At 72.9% G+C, this 13,912-nt stretch carries 14 protein-coding genes; 4 read left to right on the top strand and 10 right to left on the bottom strand.

The annotated features are described in order from the left end of the window. The first annotated feature begins 216 nt into the window (after nt 1-216). Nucleotides 217-2,511, top strand: a complete 2,295-nt coding sequence (locus ACLBYB_RS18500) for a PAS domain-containing sensor histidine kinase (protein WP_447699631.1) — start codon at nt 217-219, stop codon at nt 2,509-2,511. A 10-nt stretch (nt 2,512-2,521) separates the two neighbouring features. Here ACLBYB_RS18500 and ACLBYB_RS18495 read toward each other — a convergent pair whose 3' ends face one another. Continuing rightward, nucleotides 2,522-2,776: a hypothetical protein gene (locus ACLBYB_RS18495; protein WP_026605077.1), complete on the bottom strand. Its 255-nt coding sequence runs from the start codon at nt 2,774-2,776 to the stop codon at nt 2,522-2,524. Between the two features lie 167 nt (nt 2,777-2,943). Here ACLBYB_RS18495 and ACLBYB_RS18490 point away from each other — a divergent pair, with 167 nt between their 5' ends. Further along, nucleotides 2,944-3,228 carry a hypothetical protein gene (locus tag ACLBYB_RS18490; RefSeq protein ID WP_020094113.1) on the top strand — a complete coding sequence of 95 codons (285 nt, stop codon included), beginning with the start codon at nt 2,944-2,946 and terminating at the stop codon, nt 3,226-3,228. Nucleotides 3,229-3,534: 306 nt separating this feature from the next. Here ACLBYB_RS18490 and ACLBYB_RS18485 read toward each other — a convergent pair whose 3' ends face one another. From ACLBYB_RS18485 to ACLBYB_RS18470, 4 genes are read right to left on the bottom strand one after another with little or no spacing between them, the layout of a single operon-like run. Further along, on the bottom strand, nt 3,535-4,674 hold the full coding sequence (locus ACLBYB_RS18485; protein WP_447699630.1) for a GNAT family N-acetyltransferase: 1,140 nt from the start codon (nt 4,672-4,674) through the stop codon (nt 3,535-3,537). Then, on the bottom strand, nt 4,671-6,011 hold the full coding sequence (locus tag ACLBYB_RS18480; protein WP_091681092.1) for a lipopolysaccharide biosynthesis protein: 1,341 nt from the start codon (nt 6,009-6,011) through the stop codon (nt 4,671-4,673). The genes ACLBYB_RS18485 and ACLBYB_RS18480 overlap by 4 nt, the downstream gene beginning before the upstream one ends. Nucleotides 6,012-6,067: 56 nt before the next feature. Further along, a complete protein-coding gene (locus tag ACLBYB_RS18475) occupies nt 6,068-6,940 on the bottom strand; it encodes an SGNH/GDSL hydrolase family protein (protein WP_234082775.1) in 873 nt (290 codons plus the stop codon). Beyond that, nucleotides 6,901-7,998 carry an OpgC family protein gene (locus ACLBYB_RS18470; protein WP_020094109.1) on the bottom strand — a complete coding sequence of 366 codons (1,098 nt, stop codon included), beginning with the start codon at nt 7,996-7,998 and terminating at the stop codon, nt 6,901-6,903. The genes ACLBYB_RS18475 and ACLBYB_RS18470 overlap by 40 nt, the downstream gene beginning before the upstream one ends. Before the next feature lie 169 nt (nt 7,999-8,167). Between ACLBYB_RS18470 and ACLBYB_RS18465 the strand changes: the two genes are divergently transcribed. After that, the gene (locus tag ACLBYB_RS18465) at nt 8,168-8,434 is read left to right on the top strand and encodes a hypothetical protein (RefSeq protein WP_100252383.1); all 267 of its coding nucleotides are present in this window, start codon (nt 8,168-8,170) and stop codon (nt 8,432-8,434) included. Between the two features lie 42 nt (nt 8,435-8,476). Here the strand turns inward: ACLBYB_RS18465 and rfbA are convergent, their stop codons facing one another. From rfbA to rfbC, 4 genes are all read right to left on the bottom strand, one after another. Then, nucleotides 8,477-9,376 (bottom strand): glucose-1-phosphate thymidylyltransferase RfbA, encoded by a 900-nt coding sequence (gene rfbA / locus ACLBYB_RS18460; protein WP_056534087.1) that lies wholly within the window; start codon nt 9,374-9,376, stop codon nt 8,477-8,479. Beyond that, nucleotides 9,373-10,278, bottom strand: coding sequence for a dTDP-4-dehydrorhamnose reductase (rfbD, locus tag ACLBYB_RS18455; protein ID WP_447699629.1), 906 nt, complete (start codon nt 10,276-10,278; stop codon nt 9,373-9,375). The genes rfbA and rfbD overlap by 4 nt, the downstream gene beginning before the upstream one ends. Further along, complete coding sequence (gene rfbB, locus ACLBYB_RS18450; protein ID WP_447699628.1) at nt 10,278-11,327, bottom strand: dTDP-glucose 4,6-dehydratase; 1,050 nt, start codon at nt 11,325-11,327, stop codon at nt 10,278-10,280. Before rfbB ends, rfbD begins: the two co-directional genes overlap by 1 nt. Nucleotides 11,328-11,420: 93 nt before the next feature. Beyond that, nucleotides 11,421-11,972, bottom strand: a complete 552-nt coding sequence (rfbC, locus tag ACLBYB_RS18445) for a dTDP-4-dehydrorhamnose 3,5-epimerase (RefSeq protein ID WP_020094104.1) — start codon at nt 11,970-11,972, stop codon at nt 11,421-11,423. 175 nt (nt 11,973-12,147) lie between these two features. Between rfbC and ACLBYB_RS18440 the strand changes: the two genes are divergently transcribed. After that, complete coding sequence (locus ACLBYB_RS18440) at nt 12,148-13,059, top strand: DUF6925 family protein (RefSeq protein ID WP_447699627.1); 912 nt, start codon at nt 12,148-12,150, stop codon at nt 13,057-13,059. A 166-nt stretch (nt 13,060-13,225) separates the two neighbouring features. Here ACLBYB_RS18440 and queE read toward each other — a convergent pair whose 3' ends face one another. After that, nucleotides 13,226-13,858, bottom strand: a complete 633-nt coding sequence (queE, locus tag ACLBYB_RS18435) for a 7-carboxy-7-deazaguanine synthase (RefSeq protein ID WP_447682113.1) — start codon at nt 13,856-13,858, stop codon at nt 13,226-13,228. Nucleotides 13,859-13,912: the final 54 nt, after the last annotated feature.

The raw sequence follows: 13,912 nt of genomic DNA, 5'->3' as shown, positions 1-13,912 counted from the left end.
CCCAGGCAACACCTGGGTTCCGTCAAGCCCTTATGTAAAAAATCCGTGGACAAACTGCCCCCCGAAGTGATTGTATTCAGTCAGATTCGGGGGGCCTTCGGGGGCCGGGTGCCCACACCGGATCACAGTTCCCACGGGCGAGGTTCGGCCATGCCGGAGGCGGCTTCCGCTTCCTTCTCCGCGCGTGCGGATTCGAGTCTCACGATCTCGTGGCCCATGCGGAGCCGGGATCCGCGGCTCGGCCAGGCCGAGCGCTGGCTGCGCTACGCCGTGCCGGGAACGCTCGCGGTGTTCCTGGCCTGCCTCGTCGGGCTCGCCACCCTCCATATCCAGGGCCAGCGTGCCGAGATCCTGGCGGGCGCGAAGGCCGAGGTCGAAGGCTTCGCCCGTCTGGCCGCGCGGGCGGTGGATCCGGCCGGCACCGTGGCGGAGGACCTGCGCGCCCTGATGCCCGAAAGCGAGCGGCATCCCGGCCGTCGCCTGCTGGTGGTCCGCCCCGACACCCGCATCGTCGCCGCCCATCCGCCGCTGCCGGCCGACCGCACGACCCTCTCGGCGGTGCTCGGCGAGAGCGAGCCGCTCTCCGGCCTCGGCGAGCGCGCCGGCGCGATGGCCCTCGAGCTTCCCGGCGGCGAGAGCGTGCTCGCCGCGGTGCACAGCCTGCCCGGCGGCGCGGGACAGGTGGCGGTGCTCCAGCCCATCGAGCCGCTGCTGCGCGGCTGGAGCGCCCGGACCCGCGACCAGATCGTCCTGATCGCCGCCGCCGCGATCGTGATCGTCGGAGTCGGACTGGCCTACGGCCTGCAGACCCGCCAGGCCGCCCGCGCCGACCGGGCCCGCGAGCAGATCCGCGGCCGCCTGGAGACCGCCCTGCGCCGGGGCGCCTGCGGGTTGTGGGACTGGGACATCGCGCGCGGCCGGATCTACTGGTCCGATTCGATGTACACGCTGCTCGGCTACAGGCGGCAGCACGAGTACCTCTCGTTCGGGGACGTCAACGGCCTGGTCCATCCCGACGACGGCGACCTGTACAGCCTCGCCCGGGGGCTCGCGGCCAACCAGACGCATATCGATCACGCCTTCCGCATGCGCGGCGCCGACGGGGCCTACGTCTGGCTGCGCGCCCGCGCGGAGGTCGTGGCCGACGCCGCCGACGGCGGCCGCCACCTCGTCGGCATCGCCAACGACATCAGCGAGCAGCGGGCCCTGGAGGAGACCAACGCCGCGGCCGACATGCGCCTGCGCGACGCCGTCGAGGCGATCTCGGAAGCCTTCGTGCTCTGGGATACCGGCAACCGCCTGGTCCTGTGCAATTCGAAATTCCGCCACCTCCACGCCCTGAGCCCCGAGGATGCGCAGGCGGGCCGGAGCTACACGGACGTGATGGGACGCGGCGTGCTGCCCCAGGTCCGGCGGGAATCGCCCGAGGCCGGGATGGCGCTGACCGACATGGCCGCCCGCACCTTCGAGGCGGAACTCGCCGACGGCCGCTGGCTGCAGATCAGCGAGCGGCGCACGAAGGACGGGGGCTACGTGTCGGTCGGGACCGACATCACCAGCCTGAAGCGCAACCAGGAGCAGCTCCTCGCCTCCGAGCGCGAGCTGATCGAGACCGTCAAGGACCTCAAACGGTCCCGCCGCACCCTCGAACTCCAGACCCAGCAGCTCGCGGACCTCGCCGAGCGCTACCTCGACCAGAAGGCGGCCGCCGAGGCGGCCAACCAGGCCAAGGCCGAGTTCCTGGCCAATATGAGCCACGAGCTGCGCACGCCGCTCAACGCCATCATCGGCTTCGCCGACGTGATGGAGAACGCGGTTCTCGGGCCGCTCGGCACCCCGCGCTACACCGAGTATTGCCGCGACATCCGCGAGAGCGGTTCACACCTGCTGTCCATGATCGACGACATCCTCGACATGGCCCGGCTCGAGGCCCGGCGCGTGCGCCTGAGCCCCAGGGCGATCTCCGCCGAGACCGCGATCAGCGCGGCCCTCGCGCCCGTCGAGGCGGCCGCCCGCGAGAAGGCGATCACCGTCAGCGTCGACGTCGTGCCCGGCCTCGAGCTGCTGGCCGATCCGCAGGCGATCCGGCAGATCCTCGCCAACCTCGTGCAGAACGCCGTGAAGTTCACGCCCGCCGGCGGCCGCGTCGCCGTCCGGGGCCGCCGCGCCGGCGCGTGCACCCACCTCTATATCGAGGACAACGGCATCGGCATCCCGACTTCCGACCTCGCCCGCCTCGGCCGGCCCTTCACGCAGGTCGAGCGGCAGATGACCCGGTGCCACAAGGGTTCGGGCCTGGGCCTCGCCATCACCCGCTCGATGGTCGAGCTCCACGGCGGCTCGCTCCGGATCCGCTCCGAGGAGACGGTGGGCACCATCGTGCTCGTCCGCCTGCCGGCCACGCCGGCCGAGCGCGAGGCCGGCGTTCCGGCCGGCTCGGCCCCTTCCACGACCGCCGATTCCACGATTGTCAGGCGCGAGGCGCCGCGGGCGGGCCGTTCCGCCGCCTGAGCGGGACCGTTCACGGACGCGGATCGAGCCCGCCGCGGCGTGCGAGGCGGCCCTGTTCCGCGTGCCAGCGCGCGTCCGCGACGGCGCGTGCCAGGCGTCGGATGCGCCAGCGCCGGTACAGCGACAGGACCGGGTTGCCGCCGAGACCGGCCTGATGCCGGCTCAGGCGTCGCAGCAGGTCCGGCAGCTGCGCCGAGGCCGCCTCGCCCGTGGCGATGTCGATGGCCCGCATTTCCGCCCGGAGCCCCGCCTTCCAGTCGTCCATGACGCCCGCCTCCGCGATCATCGCCCGCCCCGCGGCCGGCCGGAATTCCCAACAGCCCGCCCGCCGTCTCGCCCGCGGCATGAGTACACGCCGGAAAACCCTCCGTTCCGGACCGGGTTTGCCCCGCAGGTGGTCCGCCCGGCGGACCGGACCGGAGGATACGGCCGATGCGATCCAGGACAACGTACCGCTGCACGCTGGCGCTCCTGCTCGGGCTCGCCGCCGGGCCCGCGCTCGCCCAGAGCACGGGCTACGTCACGGGTTTCCCGGGCAAGGATCCCGCGGGCGACGAGGAGATCGGCTGGGGGCCGGCCTACCGGCCCGAGACGAGCTTCGCGCAGCCCGGCACGCCGCCGACCCCCGGCGCGATCGCCGGCCGCGCCTATCGTGCCCGGACCGGGCACGGCGTCTACGATCGGGTGCAGGGCGACGGTCTGTACCGGGGCCGGTAGCGGGCCGCACCGCGGCTTCAGGGCGCCGTGGACCCGCCGCGAGAGGATGGGGTGAGGCGCGAGAACCTGTCCCGATCGCTCCGGAACGGTTTGATAGGGCGGCGGCTCCGAACGCGACAGCCGCGCCATCGCCCCCTCTCCCGTGCGGGAGAGGGTTGAGGTGAGGGACAAGAGGCCTCTCGGTCGAGCGCGCCATTGCCGCTCGGCCAGACTGCGCTTCGTTCGGACAGACCCGATCCCTCACCCTGTCCCTCTCCCGCACGGGAGAGGGGACCAGCGCTGCGTGCGGAACGCGCTGAACCTGCCCTAGCGCCGCCGCAGGGCCCGCTTCGCGGCCGCGCGCGCGCCCCGCTCGAACCGGGCGAGCCGGAGGCGCCGCTCCAGCGAGATGACCTGTCGACCGGGCGGGACCGCGATGATCTCGGCGACCGGAACCCGGTCGCGGTAGAGACCTTCCAGCGCCGATCCTTCCAGCGTCGCCGAGTCGAGCCGGTCGGCGAAGCCGGTCTCGTGGCAGGCCCGCACGATCTCGGCCTCGAGCAGCAGGCCCGGGACGTGGCCGCGCAGATCCTCGTCGTAGGCGGTCTTCAGCAGGGTCGCGGTGCCGCCGCTGACCAGGGCGAGGCTGACGGCGACAGGCCGGCCGTCGAGGGTCAGCGCGTCGGCCCGGACGGCGACCGGGCCCGGAACCGCGGTGAACAGCGCCTCGGCCAGCGCGGCGCTCTCGGGCCGGCAGGCCATGGCGGTGCCGGCCTGCCCCTTCCAGCCGGCGCGCTCCAGGTCGAGGAAGGCCGCGACGAGGCGGGCGAGGTCCGATCCGCCCGTGGCGCACGCGTGGGCGACGGTTCCGGTCTCCGACAGGCGGCGCGCCCGGCGGCGCAGATCCTTGAAGCGCGCCCGGCCGGGATGGTCGGCGAGGAACGCCGCGTGGTCGGCGCGCCGGACCATGACCGGGCGGTCGAAGCCCGCCACCGTGCCGATGGCCCAGCCGCGCGCGCGCATCGCCGCGAGCATCTCCGGAACGGCGCCCTCCCCGGTCGGCAGCAGCGGCCAGCGCCAGGGGCATCCGCCGGAGGCGGCCTCGAGGCCGGCCACCAGGGCCAGCGCGTGCGCGGCCCGGTCCGGACCGTCGGCGACCAGGGGAGCCGTGGCGGTCACGTAGGGCGAGAGGAAGGGCCGCAGAACCCGGCCGCCGAGGCCCGTCAGGTCCCGGGCCCCACGGTACGGGAGCAGCCCGACGAGACGGTCGCCCGCGCGGACCGTGACGTAGCGGAGGGCCGCCGGCAGCAGCCCGGCGGTCCGATGGGCCTCGATGACGTGCCGGGAGAAGTGCGGGTGCGCCGCGGCGCCCGCCGCGACCAGCGCGTCCCAGGCTTCCGGCTCCGGCGCGTCGCCGAGGGTGACGACGGCTCCGGACGGCGCGCGCAGGGGGCTCGCCGGGATCATCGGACCGCTCCGGCGGCCCAGACCGGGGTCGGCAGCCCGTGGATCCGCCCCGCGGCGCGCGCCAGCAGGGCGGCCCGGCCCACGCTCGCCACCGCGACCGCCACGGCCGCGCCGAGCGTCCCGAGCGCCGGGACCAGAGCGAGGCACAGGCCGGCGGCGGCGAGGAGACTCCCCGCCGTGATGCCGGCGCAGAGCCGCTCCCCGCCCAGCATGGTCAGCAGATCCTCGCCCGGACCGAACAGGCTCGCCCCGACGCTGCCGGCGATCAGGATGCACAGGATCGGCACGCTGTCGCCCAGACCCGGCCCGAACATGGCCAGCAGCAGGGGGCTGACGGCCAGGATCGCGCCGCCGACCACGAGCGTCGCGGCCGCCGTCAGGCGGCCCTGGCGCCGGACCAGCTCGGCGAGGAGGAAGCGGTTGGCCTGCGCCTGGGCGGCGCTGTAGCGCTGGAGCGTCGCCGCGCTGACCGCGTAGTGCACGAACACCACGAACTGCTGGATGCGGGTCGCCGCGAAGTAGATCCCGACCTCGGCCGGGCTCACCAGGGCGCCGAGCACGATCACGTCGACGAAGGTGAAGCCGGCATTGGCGAGGTCGATCGCGGCGATCGGCAGGCCCGTGCCGAGCCACGTGCGCCACCGGTAGCGGTGCGGCCCGGCCGGCAGCTCCCGCCGGAGCCGCGCGGCGAGGAGGGCGGCCTGCAGGGCGGTCGCGACCGCGGCGGCGACCAGCATGCAGGCCATCGCGACCTCGGCCCGGGGCGGCGCGCCGAGCAGGATCGCCGCGACCATACAGGCCATCATCAGAGTCTGGCGCAGCAGGTAGGGCGGCGCGATGGCGAGCCCGACCCAGTTCTGGCTGCGCGCCACGCCCTCGAGGTAGTCCTGGAGCGCGAAGAGCGGCATCACGCAGAGCGCGACCAGGATCGGTGCCCAGTAGGCGGGGGCGAACAGGCCCGGCTCGAGCACGAGCAGCGCCGCGCCGAGGCAGGCGACGGCGAGCGCCGCTCCGCCGGTCACGAGGGCGCCGGCCCGGATGTAGCCGCGCGCGAGGTCGAGGTCGCCCTGCGCCTGGTCGCCCGGCACGAACCGGCAGGCGCCCTGCGAGAGGCCGAGGGTCAGGGTGTGGCCCAGCATCGCGGTCCAGACCCAGACCGACGCGAAGATCCCGTAGGCGTCCCAGCCCATCAGCCGCGCCGCGAGCACCTGGGCGCCGTAGGCGAAGCCGGCCGACCCCACGCGGATCGCGAAGACCGTCAGGGCCGCCCGCTGCGGGCCGCTGCGCAGCGCCCGGAGGTGCCGGAGCGCGAGGACAGGGAGGGCCGTGGCTGACACTACGCGCTCCGCGCCGGTCCCGAACTCGGCGGGAGGCCGATCTCTGGCCGTCCGGTCTAGCCCGGGGCGCGTTGCGGCTCGGTTAAGGGCGGCTGGGCCGGCGCCGCCTTGGGCTCCTTGGGCGTCTCGGTCCGCATCAGCGAGGTGGCGATCGTCAGCGCCACGTGCTCGGCCATGCAGCGCAGGCCGAGGTCGTTGAGCCGGAACTGGCGGCCGAGCATGTGACCCTCGCCCTTGTCGCTGCGGCGCGACAGGTACTGCAGGGCCTCGTAGCGCCGGACCAGCGGCACGCCCTGCTGGGTCGCGACGCTCCGGACGGCCTCGACGATCCGGTTGTAGTCGACGTCGGCCGCCATGCTGGCCGTGTAGATCGGGTCGACCAGCACCACGTCGATCCCGTGGGACCGCATCCAGCCCACGGCCTCGGCCAGCGCGCTCGCGAAGGCGTCCACGTCGACGCGGGCGATGGCGTCGTGGGTGCCGACCTGCCAGACGACGAGGTCGGGCTCGGCCTCGGCCACCATGGTGCGCAGGCGCTCGGCGGCCCCGGAGGCGATCTCGCCCGGCAGGCCGCGGTGGTCGATCACGACGTCGACCTTCGGCAGGGCGTGTTCCAGGGCGGCCTCGAGCTTGGCCGGATAGGAGGCCGAGGCGCCCGGCGCCGCGCTGCCGCCGATCGCCAGGATCTTGAGCGGTCGGTTCTCCGCCAGCGCCGCCTTGACGGCGCCGAGCTGGGCGACGCTGTAGAGCTGCGCCCCCGGGACCCGGCATTCCTGCGACAGGGCCGGATCGTCCGCCACCGGGCCGGCGGCCTGCTCGGCCGCGGCCGCGCCGCCGGCGGGGCCCGACAGCAGGAGCACGGCCAGCGCCGCGGCGAGCCGGGCCCGCGTCATGCGCGGGGTCGCGACGATCTGCTGCGGCTGCGCCATTCGACGAACCATGCCGTAAACCCCAGCCCGACCAGGCCCGAGCCGGCGACCAGCATATCGATCAGCGCGCCGCCGCCCGTCTGGAAACGCACGAGCTGTCCGATCAGGCTCAGGATCGAGCCCATCGAGAAGACAGCCAGTGAATTCCGGCCCATCTGACTCAGATAACCGACGACGCGGCCGATTCGGGGGGCGAGCACCGCGTAAAGCGGTGCAAACGCTAACAATACCCCCAGGAAATGAACCAGTCGCGCCGGGGTCAGGTAAGTCTTCTCGAACGTGAACAGCAGGCGCGGCTCCGGAACGAGCATCGGATCCGGGCGGATCTCCGTCACGGCGAGCACGATCCCGAGGAGAACGATCACGACGCCCGCCGGGATCAGGCGCCGCGACCAGCGGCGCAGGGCGTCGGAGCGGAGGTTCCAGCCCTGCAGGACGAAGCCCAGCACCAGCAGGAGCTGCCAGCAGAGCGGATCGAAGAACCAGTCGCCCTCGCCCGGCCAGGACGGGACGTTCCACCCGAAGACGAGGCTCGCGAGATAGACGCTCACGGACAGGCCCAGGGCCCCGAGCAGGCTGAACCGGCCGACCAGGACGAAGACGGGCGCGATGCCGATCAGCAGTACGTAGAGCGGCAGGATGTTGAAGTAGCCGAGCTGGTAGGTCAGCAGCGCCATCCCGCAGACCGACTGGATCGGGTCCGCGAAGAAGCCGCCGGCATTGTGCCACTCGAGGATCAGCGGGTTGTCGAGCAGCAGCGCCGCCCCCGCGATGATCGCGAGCGCCAGCAGCATCACGGTGAGCTGCGCCCGGTAGACCTCGACGGTGCGGGCGAGGAGCCGCACCACGCTCCGGCCCGGCGGCTCCGGGTTGCCGTCGCGCCCGCGGGTGGCGATCCCGATCGACCAGCCGGCCAGGAACACGAACAGCTCGGCCGCGTCCGAGATGCCGTACTGCGAGAAGGTGTAGCGCTCGAAGGTGTTGCCCGGGATGTGGTTGATGAAGATCGTGATCAGGGCGAAGCCGCGCCAGAAGTCGATCGCGTTGGGGTCCCGCATCGTCGCGGCGGCTCCGAGTTTCGACGCATCAGGATGGCGGCGGCGGGAACGCGGCCCCTGATACGGCGCCGCATCGCTTCTGCAAAGGCGAACAAAGGTGGGGATCGCGCGGCCCGATCGAACCGGACGGTCACACCCGCGTTATGGCCCGGCACGGAGTTCCGCACCCATGACCCGCCCCCTCACCGCCCTCGGCCTCGCGCTCCTCCTGCCGGTCCTGGCGACCGGCCCCGCGCTGGCTCAGGCCCAGACCGGCACCGGCGGCGGCCCCGCCTCCACGGCGACCGCCCCCAACACCTCGTCGGTCGGCCGCGTCATGCCGCCGAGCCGCGGCGCCGGTGCCGAGACGCCGGACGACCGGCGCGTGCGGACGCCGCGCGAGGCGAAGAACGACAAGCTCATGCGCGGCATCTGCATCGGCTGCGCCCCCCGATAAGGGGGGCGGCGACGGGGCGGCGTCCCCGCGCCGCCGGCGGCGCTACTTGCCGCGGCGCAGGCGCAGGTCGTCCTCGCTCTCGCGGGAGAGGCGCAGCAGGTTCTGCCCGTAGGCGGTCTTGGCGAACATCTCGCCGCGGGCCACGAGCTGGTCGCGGGTGATGAACTTCTGCAGGTAGGCGATCTCCTCCAGACACGCCACCTGCAGGCCCTGCCGGTTCTGCAGGGTGCGGACGAACTCGCTCGCCTCCAGCAGGCTGTCGTGGGTCCCGGTATCGAGCCACGCGTAGCCGCGCGACATGCGCTCCACGTGCAGCTGGCCGCGCTGCAGGTAGGCCTCGTTGACGCTGGTGATCTCCAGCTCGCCCCGGGCCGAGGGCTTCACGTCGGCGGCGATGTCGAGCACTTGGTTGTCGTAGAAGTACAGGCCGGTCACCGCCCAGGTCGATTCCGGGTTCTGCGGCTTCTCGACGATCTTCGTCGGCCGCCCCGACTTGTCGAGGTTGACGACGCCGTAGGCCTGGGGGTTGTCGACGTGGTAGGCGAAGACGGTCGCGCCCTGCTTGCGGCTCGACGCGCGCTCCAGGAGCTCGCCCATGCCGGCGCCGAAGAACAGGTTGTCGCCGAGGATCAGCGCCACGTCGTCGTCGCCGACGAAGTCGCGCCCGATCACGAAGGCCTGGGCGAGGCCCTCCGGCCGCGGCTGCAGGGCGTAGGAGAACTTCAGGCCGAACTGCTCGCCGGTGCCGAACAGGCGCTTGTAGTTGTCGAGGTGCTCCGGCGACGAGATGATCAGGATCTCGCGGATGCCGGCCAGCATCAGTACCGAGACCGGGTAGTAGATCATCGGCTTGTCGTAGACCGGCAGGAGCTGCTTGTTGATCGACAGCGTGGCCGGGTGCAGGCGCGTGCCGGATCCGCCGGCCAGAACGATGCCCTTCATGGCTTGGAAACTCCCTCTGAGACCGGCCCGACGAGCCGGTCCAGGATGTCGTCGAGCGCCGCCTGCCAGGGCCGCGGCGCGATGCCGTAGGCGGCCGTGAGGCTGTCGGTGGACAGGCGCGAATTGGCCGGCCGCCGGGCCGGTGTCGGGTAGGCGGAGGTCGGGATGCCCTTGACCGGCACGGAGCGCCCGCCGCGCCGGGCCGAGCCCGCCACGATCGCCTCGGCGAAGCCGCACCACGTGGTGTCGCCCCGGTTCACGCAGTGGAACGTGCCGGTCGGCGCCTCCGGATCCGCGGCCATGGCCTGCGCGATCGTCGCGAGGGCCGCGGCGAGGTCGGCGGCCGAGGTCGGGCACCCGTGCTGGTCGTTCACCACGGTCAGCGCGTCGCGCTCCGCCGCGAGCCGCAGCATCGTCTTGACGAAGTTGCCCCGGTGCGGGCTCACCACCCAGGCGGTCCGCACGATGGCGTGGCGCGGGTTGCCGGTGCGCACCGCCAGCTCGCCGGCGGCCTTGCTGGCACCGTAGACGCTCTGCGGGTCGATCGGCGCGTCGGGCGCGTAGGCCCCGTCGGGCTTCGTTCCGGCGAAGACGTAGTCGGTCGAGACGTGCACCAGCGGGATTCGCTTGGCGGCGGTCGCGGCCGCCAGGATCGCCGGGGCCAGCGCGTTGAGGCGCCACGCCGCGACGACGTCGGACTCGGCCTTGTCGACCGCCGTGTAGGCGGCGGTGTTGATCACCGCCCGGTAGTCGCGGGCGGCGAGCGCCGCCGCGACGGCGTCCGCGTCGGTGATGTCGAGATCCGCGCGGCCCGGCGCGTGGACGGTGACGCCGTCCGGCCAAGTCAGGGCCTGCAACTCGGTGCCGACCTGGCCGGCGCCGCCGAGGACGAGGACGTCCATCAGCCGTTGAGCCCCAGGCGCTCGCCCTTGTAGCGGCCCTCGCGGATCGGGCGCCACCAGCCCTCGTTGCCGAGGTACCACGCCACGGTCTCCTCCAGCGCCTGCTCGAAGGTCTTCTGCGGGCGCCAGCCGAGCTCGGTCTCGGCCTTGGTGCAGTCGATCGCGTAGCGCCGGTCATGGCCCGGGCGGTCGGCCACGAAGCTGATCAGCTGCTCGTGCGGCGCGCCCTGCGGGCGCAGCCGGTCGAAGGCGGCGCACAGCGCCTTGACCACCGCGAGGTTGTTGCGCACCGCGCGGCCGCCGAGCAGGTAGGTCTCGCCGATCCGGCCGCGCTCCAGCACGGCCACGAGGCCCTTGGCGTGGTCCTCCACGTGGATCCAGTCGCGCTCGTTCAGGCCGTCGCCGTAGACGGGCAGCTTCTTGCCCTCGAGGGCGTTGAGGATCATCAGCGGGATCAGCTTCTCGGGGAAGTGACGCGGCCCGTAATTGTTCGAGCAGTTGGTCACCAGGACCGGCAGCCCGTAGGTCTCGTGCCACGCGCGGGCGAGGTGGTCGGAGGCCGCCTTCGAGGCCGAGTAGGGCGAGCGCGGATCGTAGCGGCTCTCCTCCGTGAAGAACGCGTCCGGCGGCAGCGAGCCGTAGACCTCGTCGGTGGAGACGTGGAGGAAGCGGAAGGTCTTCCTCTCGGCCTCCGGCAGCGTCTCGTAATGGCCGCGGGCGCCGTCCAGCATGGTCTGCGTGCCGATCACGTTGGTGCGCACGAAGGCGCCCGGGTCGGTGATCGAGCGGTCGACGTGGCTCTCGGCGGCCAGGTGCATCACCGCCTCGGGCCTGAAGTCCGCGTAGGCCTTCTGCACGGCGGCGCGGTCGCAGATGTCGGCCTCGACCAGGCGATGGCGCGGGTTGTCGGCGAGCGGCGCCAGCGAGACCGGGTTGGCCGCGTAGGTCATCGCGTCGAGGGTGCAGACGTCGTGGCCGAGATCGTTGACGAGGTGCAGCACCAGCGCCGAGCCGATGAAGCCGCAGCCTCCGGTCACCAGGATGCGCATGGTGGATTACCTCTTCGGATCGATCGAGAACTGAGAAAGCCGTGGCAGCCTAAGACCGGCCGTCGTGACAAAATTGCGGCCGGGCCGCGCTCTTCAGAAGACGCGGCCGAGATCGGCGAGCTTCGGCGCCCGGCGATCCTTGTCGGACAGGATCGCCGCCTCGCCGGAAACCGGCCACGGGATCCCGATCGCCGGATCGTTCCAGAACAGCGCCCGGTCGTGCTCGGGGCTGTAGTAGTCGTCGACCTTGTAGGCGACCATGACGTCGGGCGTCAGGGTGCAGAAGCCGTGCGCGAAGCCGTGCGGGATGTAGAGCTGCTCGCCGTTCTCGGCGTCGAGCGTGACGGCGACGTACTTCCCGTAGGTCGGCGAGTCGCTGCGGATGTCGACCGCGACGTCGAGGATCGCGCCCTGCAGCACGCGGATCAGCTTGGCCTGCGCGCGGGGGGCGATCTGGAAGTGCAGGCCGCGGACCGTCCCCTGCGGGGCCGAGAAGGACTGGTTGTCCTGCACGAAGGGCGTGGTGATGCCGGCCCGCGCCAGGGTGTCGGCCCGGAAGGTCTCCGAGAACCAGCCCCGCGCGTCGCCGAAGCGCTTCAGGACGATGCGCTTCACGTCCGGGATCTCGGTCTCGATGACGTCCATGCCAGCGCCCTTCTTGCGGATCCCGTCGCGAGGTCCAGCGGACGTCTCCGCGTCGGTCGTTCCGGGTCGCGCGCCCGCCTCGCCGACCACAACCTCGGTGATGCACCGCGACTTCCGGTCATTCGCCGTCCGTGTCAAGGCGTGCGGGCTGCGGTGGCGTGCACGAGGGGAGCCGATGACGGGCGGAGCCGGACCCGCGGTGGGCGGCCTGCTGCGTGCCCAGCTGGCCGATCCGGCCTGCACGTGGAGCCTCGGCGGCTACGGAGCCGCCGCCGTGTTCGCGCGGGAACCCGACGAGCCGGCACGGCCCCTCGAGGACGACGCGATCGGGCTCCGCACGGCCCGCGGCGCGCTCGCGGTCCGGGCGCATCCGGATCTCAGGCCGTTCGCCTACGAGACCGGCTTCGCCGACGGCTGGAGCCAGACGGTCGCGCTCTGCCTTCCCGAGGCCGCCTGCGCGATGGGCCGGCGCACCGTTCTGACCGAACTGGGTCCCGACGAGGCGGCAATCCGGCCGGAGGACCGCGCCGCGCGCCTGTTCGATCTCGGCCTCGGTCTGCGCGCCGCGGATGCCTGCATCCGGACCGCCGACCCCGCGCGGATCGCCCGCTTGCGGGCGCTGGCGGGGCGTCCGCTCCTCGCCGCCGGCGCCGCGGCGATGCCGTCCGCTGTCATCTCGGGCCTGGACCAGATCGTCATCACCCGCATCGGTCGTGTCGAGGTCTTCGCGTCGGAGGCCGATCGGGCGGCCGCGGGGCCCGGGCCGCGGTGCCACCTGCTGCCGCAACTCCTGCGACTCGCACGCACGCACGCGGCCACCGCGCCGATCCCGCCGGGTTGGATCCCCTGCGGGACGCTGCATCCGGCCCATCCCGCGCGGGACGGGGCCGGGCGACCGGTCCCGTTCGATGCCGGGCGCCACGCCGCGTTCGGACGCGTCCTCGACCGATGGGGCGATCCCGCGCTGGTGGCCCTGCGCCGCGCCGTGCTGGACGGCCAGGATCCCGATCCGCCGCGCGCGGGCGGACGGTTCGCGCGCTCGGCGATCCGCGCGGCGCGCGCCCAGCGGAGGGCTATCGTCAGGTAGTGCCGTCCCCGATCGCGTCCTGACGGTTCGGAGAGACGGCGATCCCGGTCGAGACAACCGCGCCGTAACCCCCTCTCCCGCACGGGAGAGGGGACCGGCGCCTCGTGCGGCACCGGCTTGGCGATCACTTCGTCCGAACCCAATCCCGGGACCAAATCCAGGCCTCTCAGGGAATGCCGATCATCTTGTGGGTCTGCAGAGAGAGCCGCCAGCGGGCGTCCCGGCGGCAATAGGCGATCGCCGCCTCGGTGCTGGCGACCCGGTCGGGGCCGTCCATGGGCTGGAGGAAGCGGTGCTGGAAGGCGAGATCCACGAAGGCCGCGGGATCGTTGTCCGCCTGCGGGTAGACGAGCTTCAGCTCGTGGCCTGAGACCTGTGCGAGAGCGTTGCTCCCCTTGGGGCTGACACAGATCCAATCGATCCCCGGGGGCGCCGGCAGCGTGCCGTTGGTCTCGATGGCGATCTCGAACCCGGCCGCGTGGACGGCCTCGATCAGCGGCGTGTCGAGCTGGAGCAGCGGCTCGCCGCCGGTGAAGACAACGTAGCGGTTCGCGGTGCCGCCCGCCCAGGTGGCGGCGATCGCGTCGGCGAGGGAGGCCGCGTCCGCGAAGCGCCCGCCGCCCTCCCCGTCCATCCCGACGAAATCGGTGTCGCAGAACCGGCAGGCCGCGGCGGCGCGATCGGCCTCGCGCCCGGACCAGAGGTTGCATCCGGCGAACCGGCAGAACACGGCGGCACGGCCCGCCTGCGCGCCCTCGCCCTGGAGCGTGTGGAAGATCTCCTTGACCGCGTAAGCCACAACCGTCCCAGTCACCGTCGCGCGCGATCCGGCTTGCGCGCCCGTCTTGCACAT

This window comes from Methylobacterium sp. D54C (genome assembly GCF_053345595.1).
This window is presented reverse-complemented; position numbering and strand designations above follow the sequence as displayed.

Coding starts and splice junctions, on each gene's coding strand:
- ACLBYB_RS18465 (WP_100252383.1), top strand. CDS start 8,168: ATGACCCGCCCCCTCACCGCCCTCGGCCTCGCGCTCCTCCTGCCGGTC.
- ACLBYB_RS18490 (WP_020094113.1), top strand. CDS start 2,944: ATGCGATCCAGGACAACGTACCGCTGCACGCTGGCGCTCCTGCTCGGG.
- rfbB (WP_447699628.1), bottom strand. CDS start 11,327: ATGCGCATCCTGGTGACCGGAGGCTGCGGCTTCATCGGCTCGGCGCTG.
- ACLBYB_RS18495 (WP_026605077.1), bottom strand. CDS start 2,776: ATGGACGACTGGAAGGCGGGGCTCCGGGCGGAAATGCGGGCCATCGAC.
- rfbD (WP_447699629.1), bottom strand. CDS start 10,278: ATGGACGTCCTCGTCCTCGGCGGCGCCGGCCAGGTCGGCACCGAGTTG.
- rfbA (WP_056534087.1), bottom strand. CDS start 9,376: ATGAAGGGCATCGTTCTGGCCGGCGGATCCGGCACGCGCCTGCACCCG.
- ACLBYB_RS18500 (WP_447699631.1), top strand. CDS start 217: ATGCGGAGCCGGGATCCGCGGCTCGGCCAGGCCGAGCGCTGGCTGCGC.
- ACLBYB_RS18485 (WP_447699630.1), bottom strand. CDS start 4,674: ATGATCCCGGCGAGCCCCCTGCGCGCGCCGTCCGGAGCCGTCGTCACC.
- ACLBYB_RS18440 (WP_447699627.1), top strand. CDS start 12,148: ATGACGGGCGGAGCCGGACCCGCGGTGGGCGGCCTGCTGCGTGCCCAG.
- rfbC (WP_020094104.1), bottom strand. CDS start 11,972: ATGGACGTCATCGAGACCGAGATCCCGGACGTGAAGCGCATCGTCCTG.
- ACLBYB_RS18475 (WP_234082775.1), bottom strand. CDS start 6,940: ATGGCGCAGCCGCAGCAGATCGTCGCGACCCCGCGCATGACGCGGGCC.
- ACLBYB_RS18470 (WP_020094109.1), bottom strand. CDS start 7,998: ATGCGGGACCCCAACGCGATCGACTTCTGGCGCGGCTTCGCCCTGATC.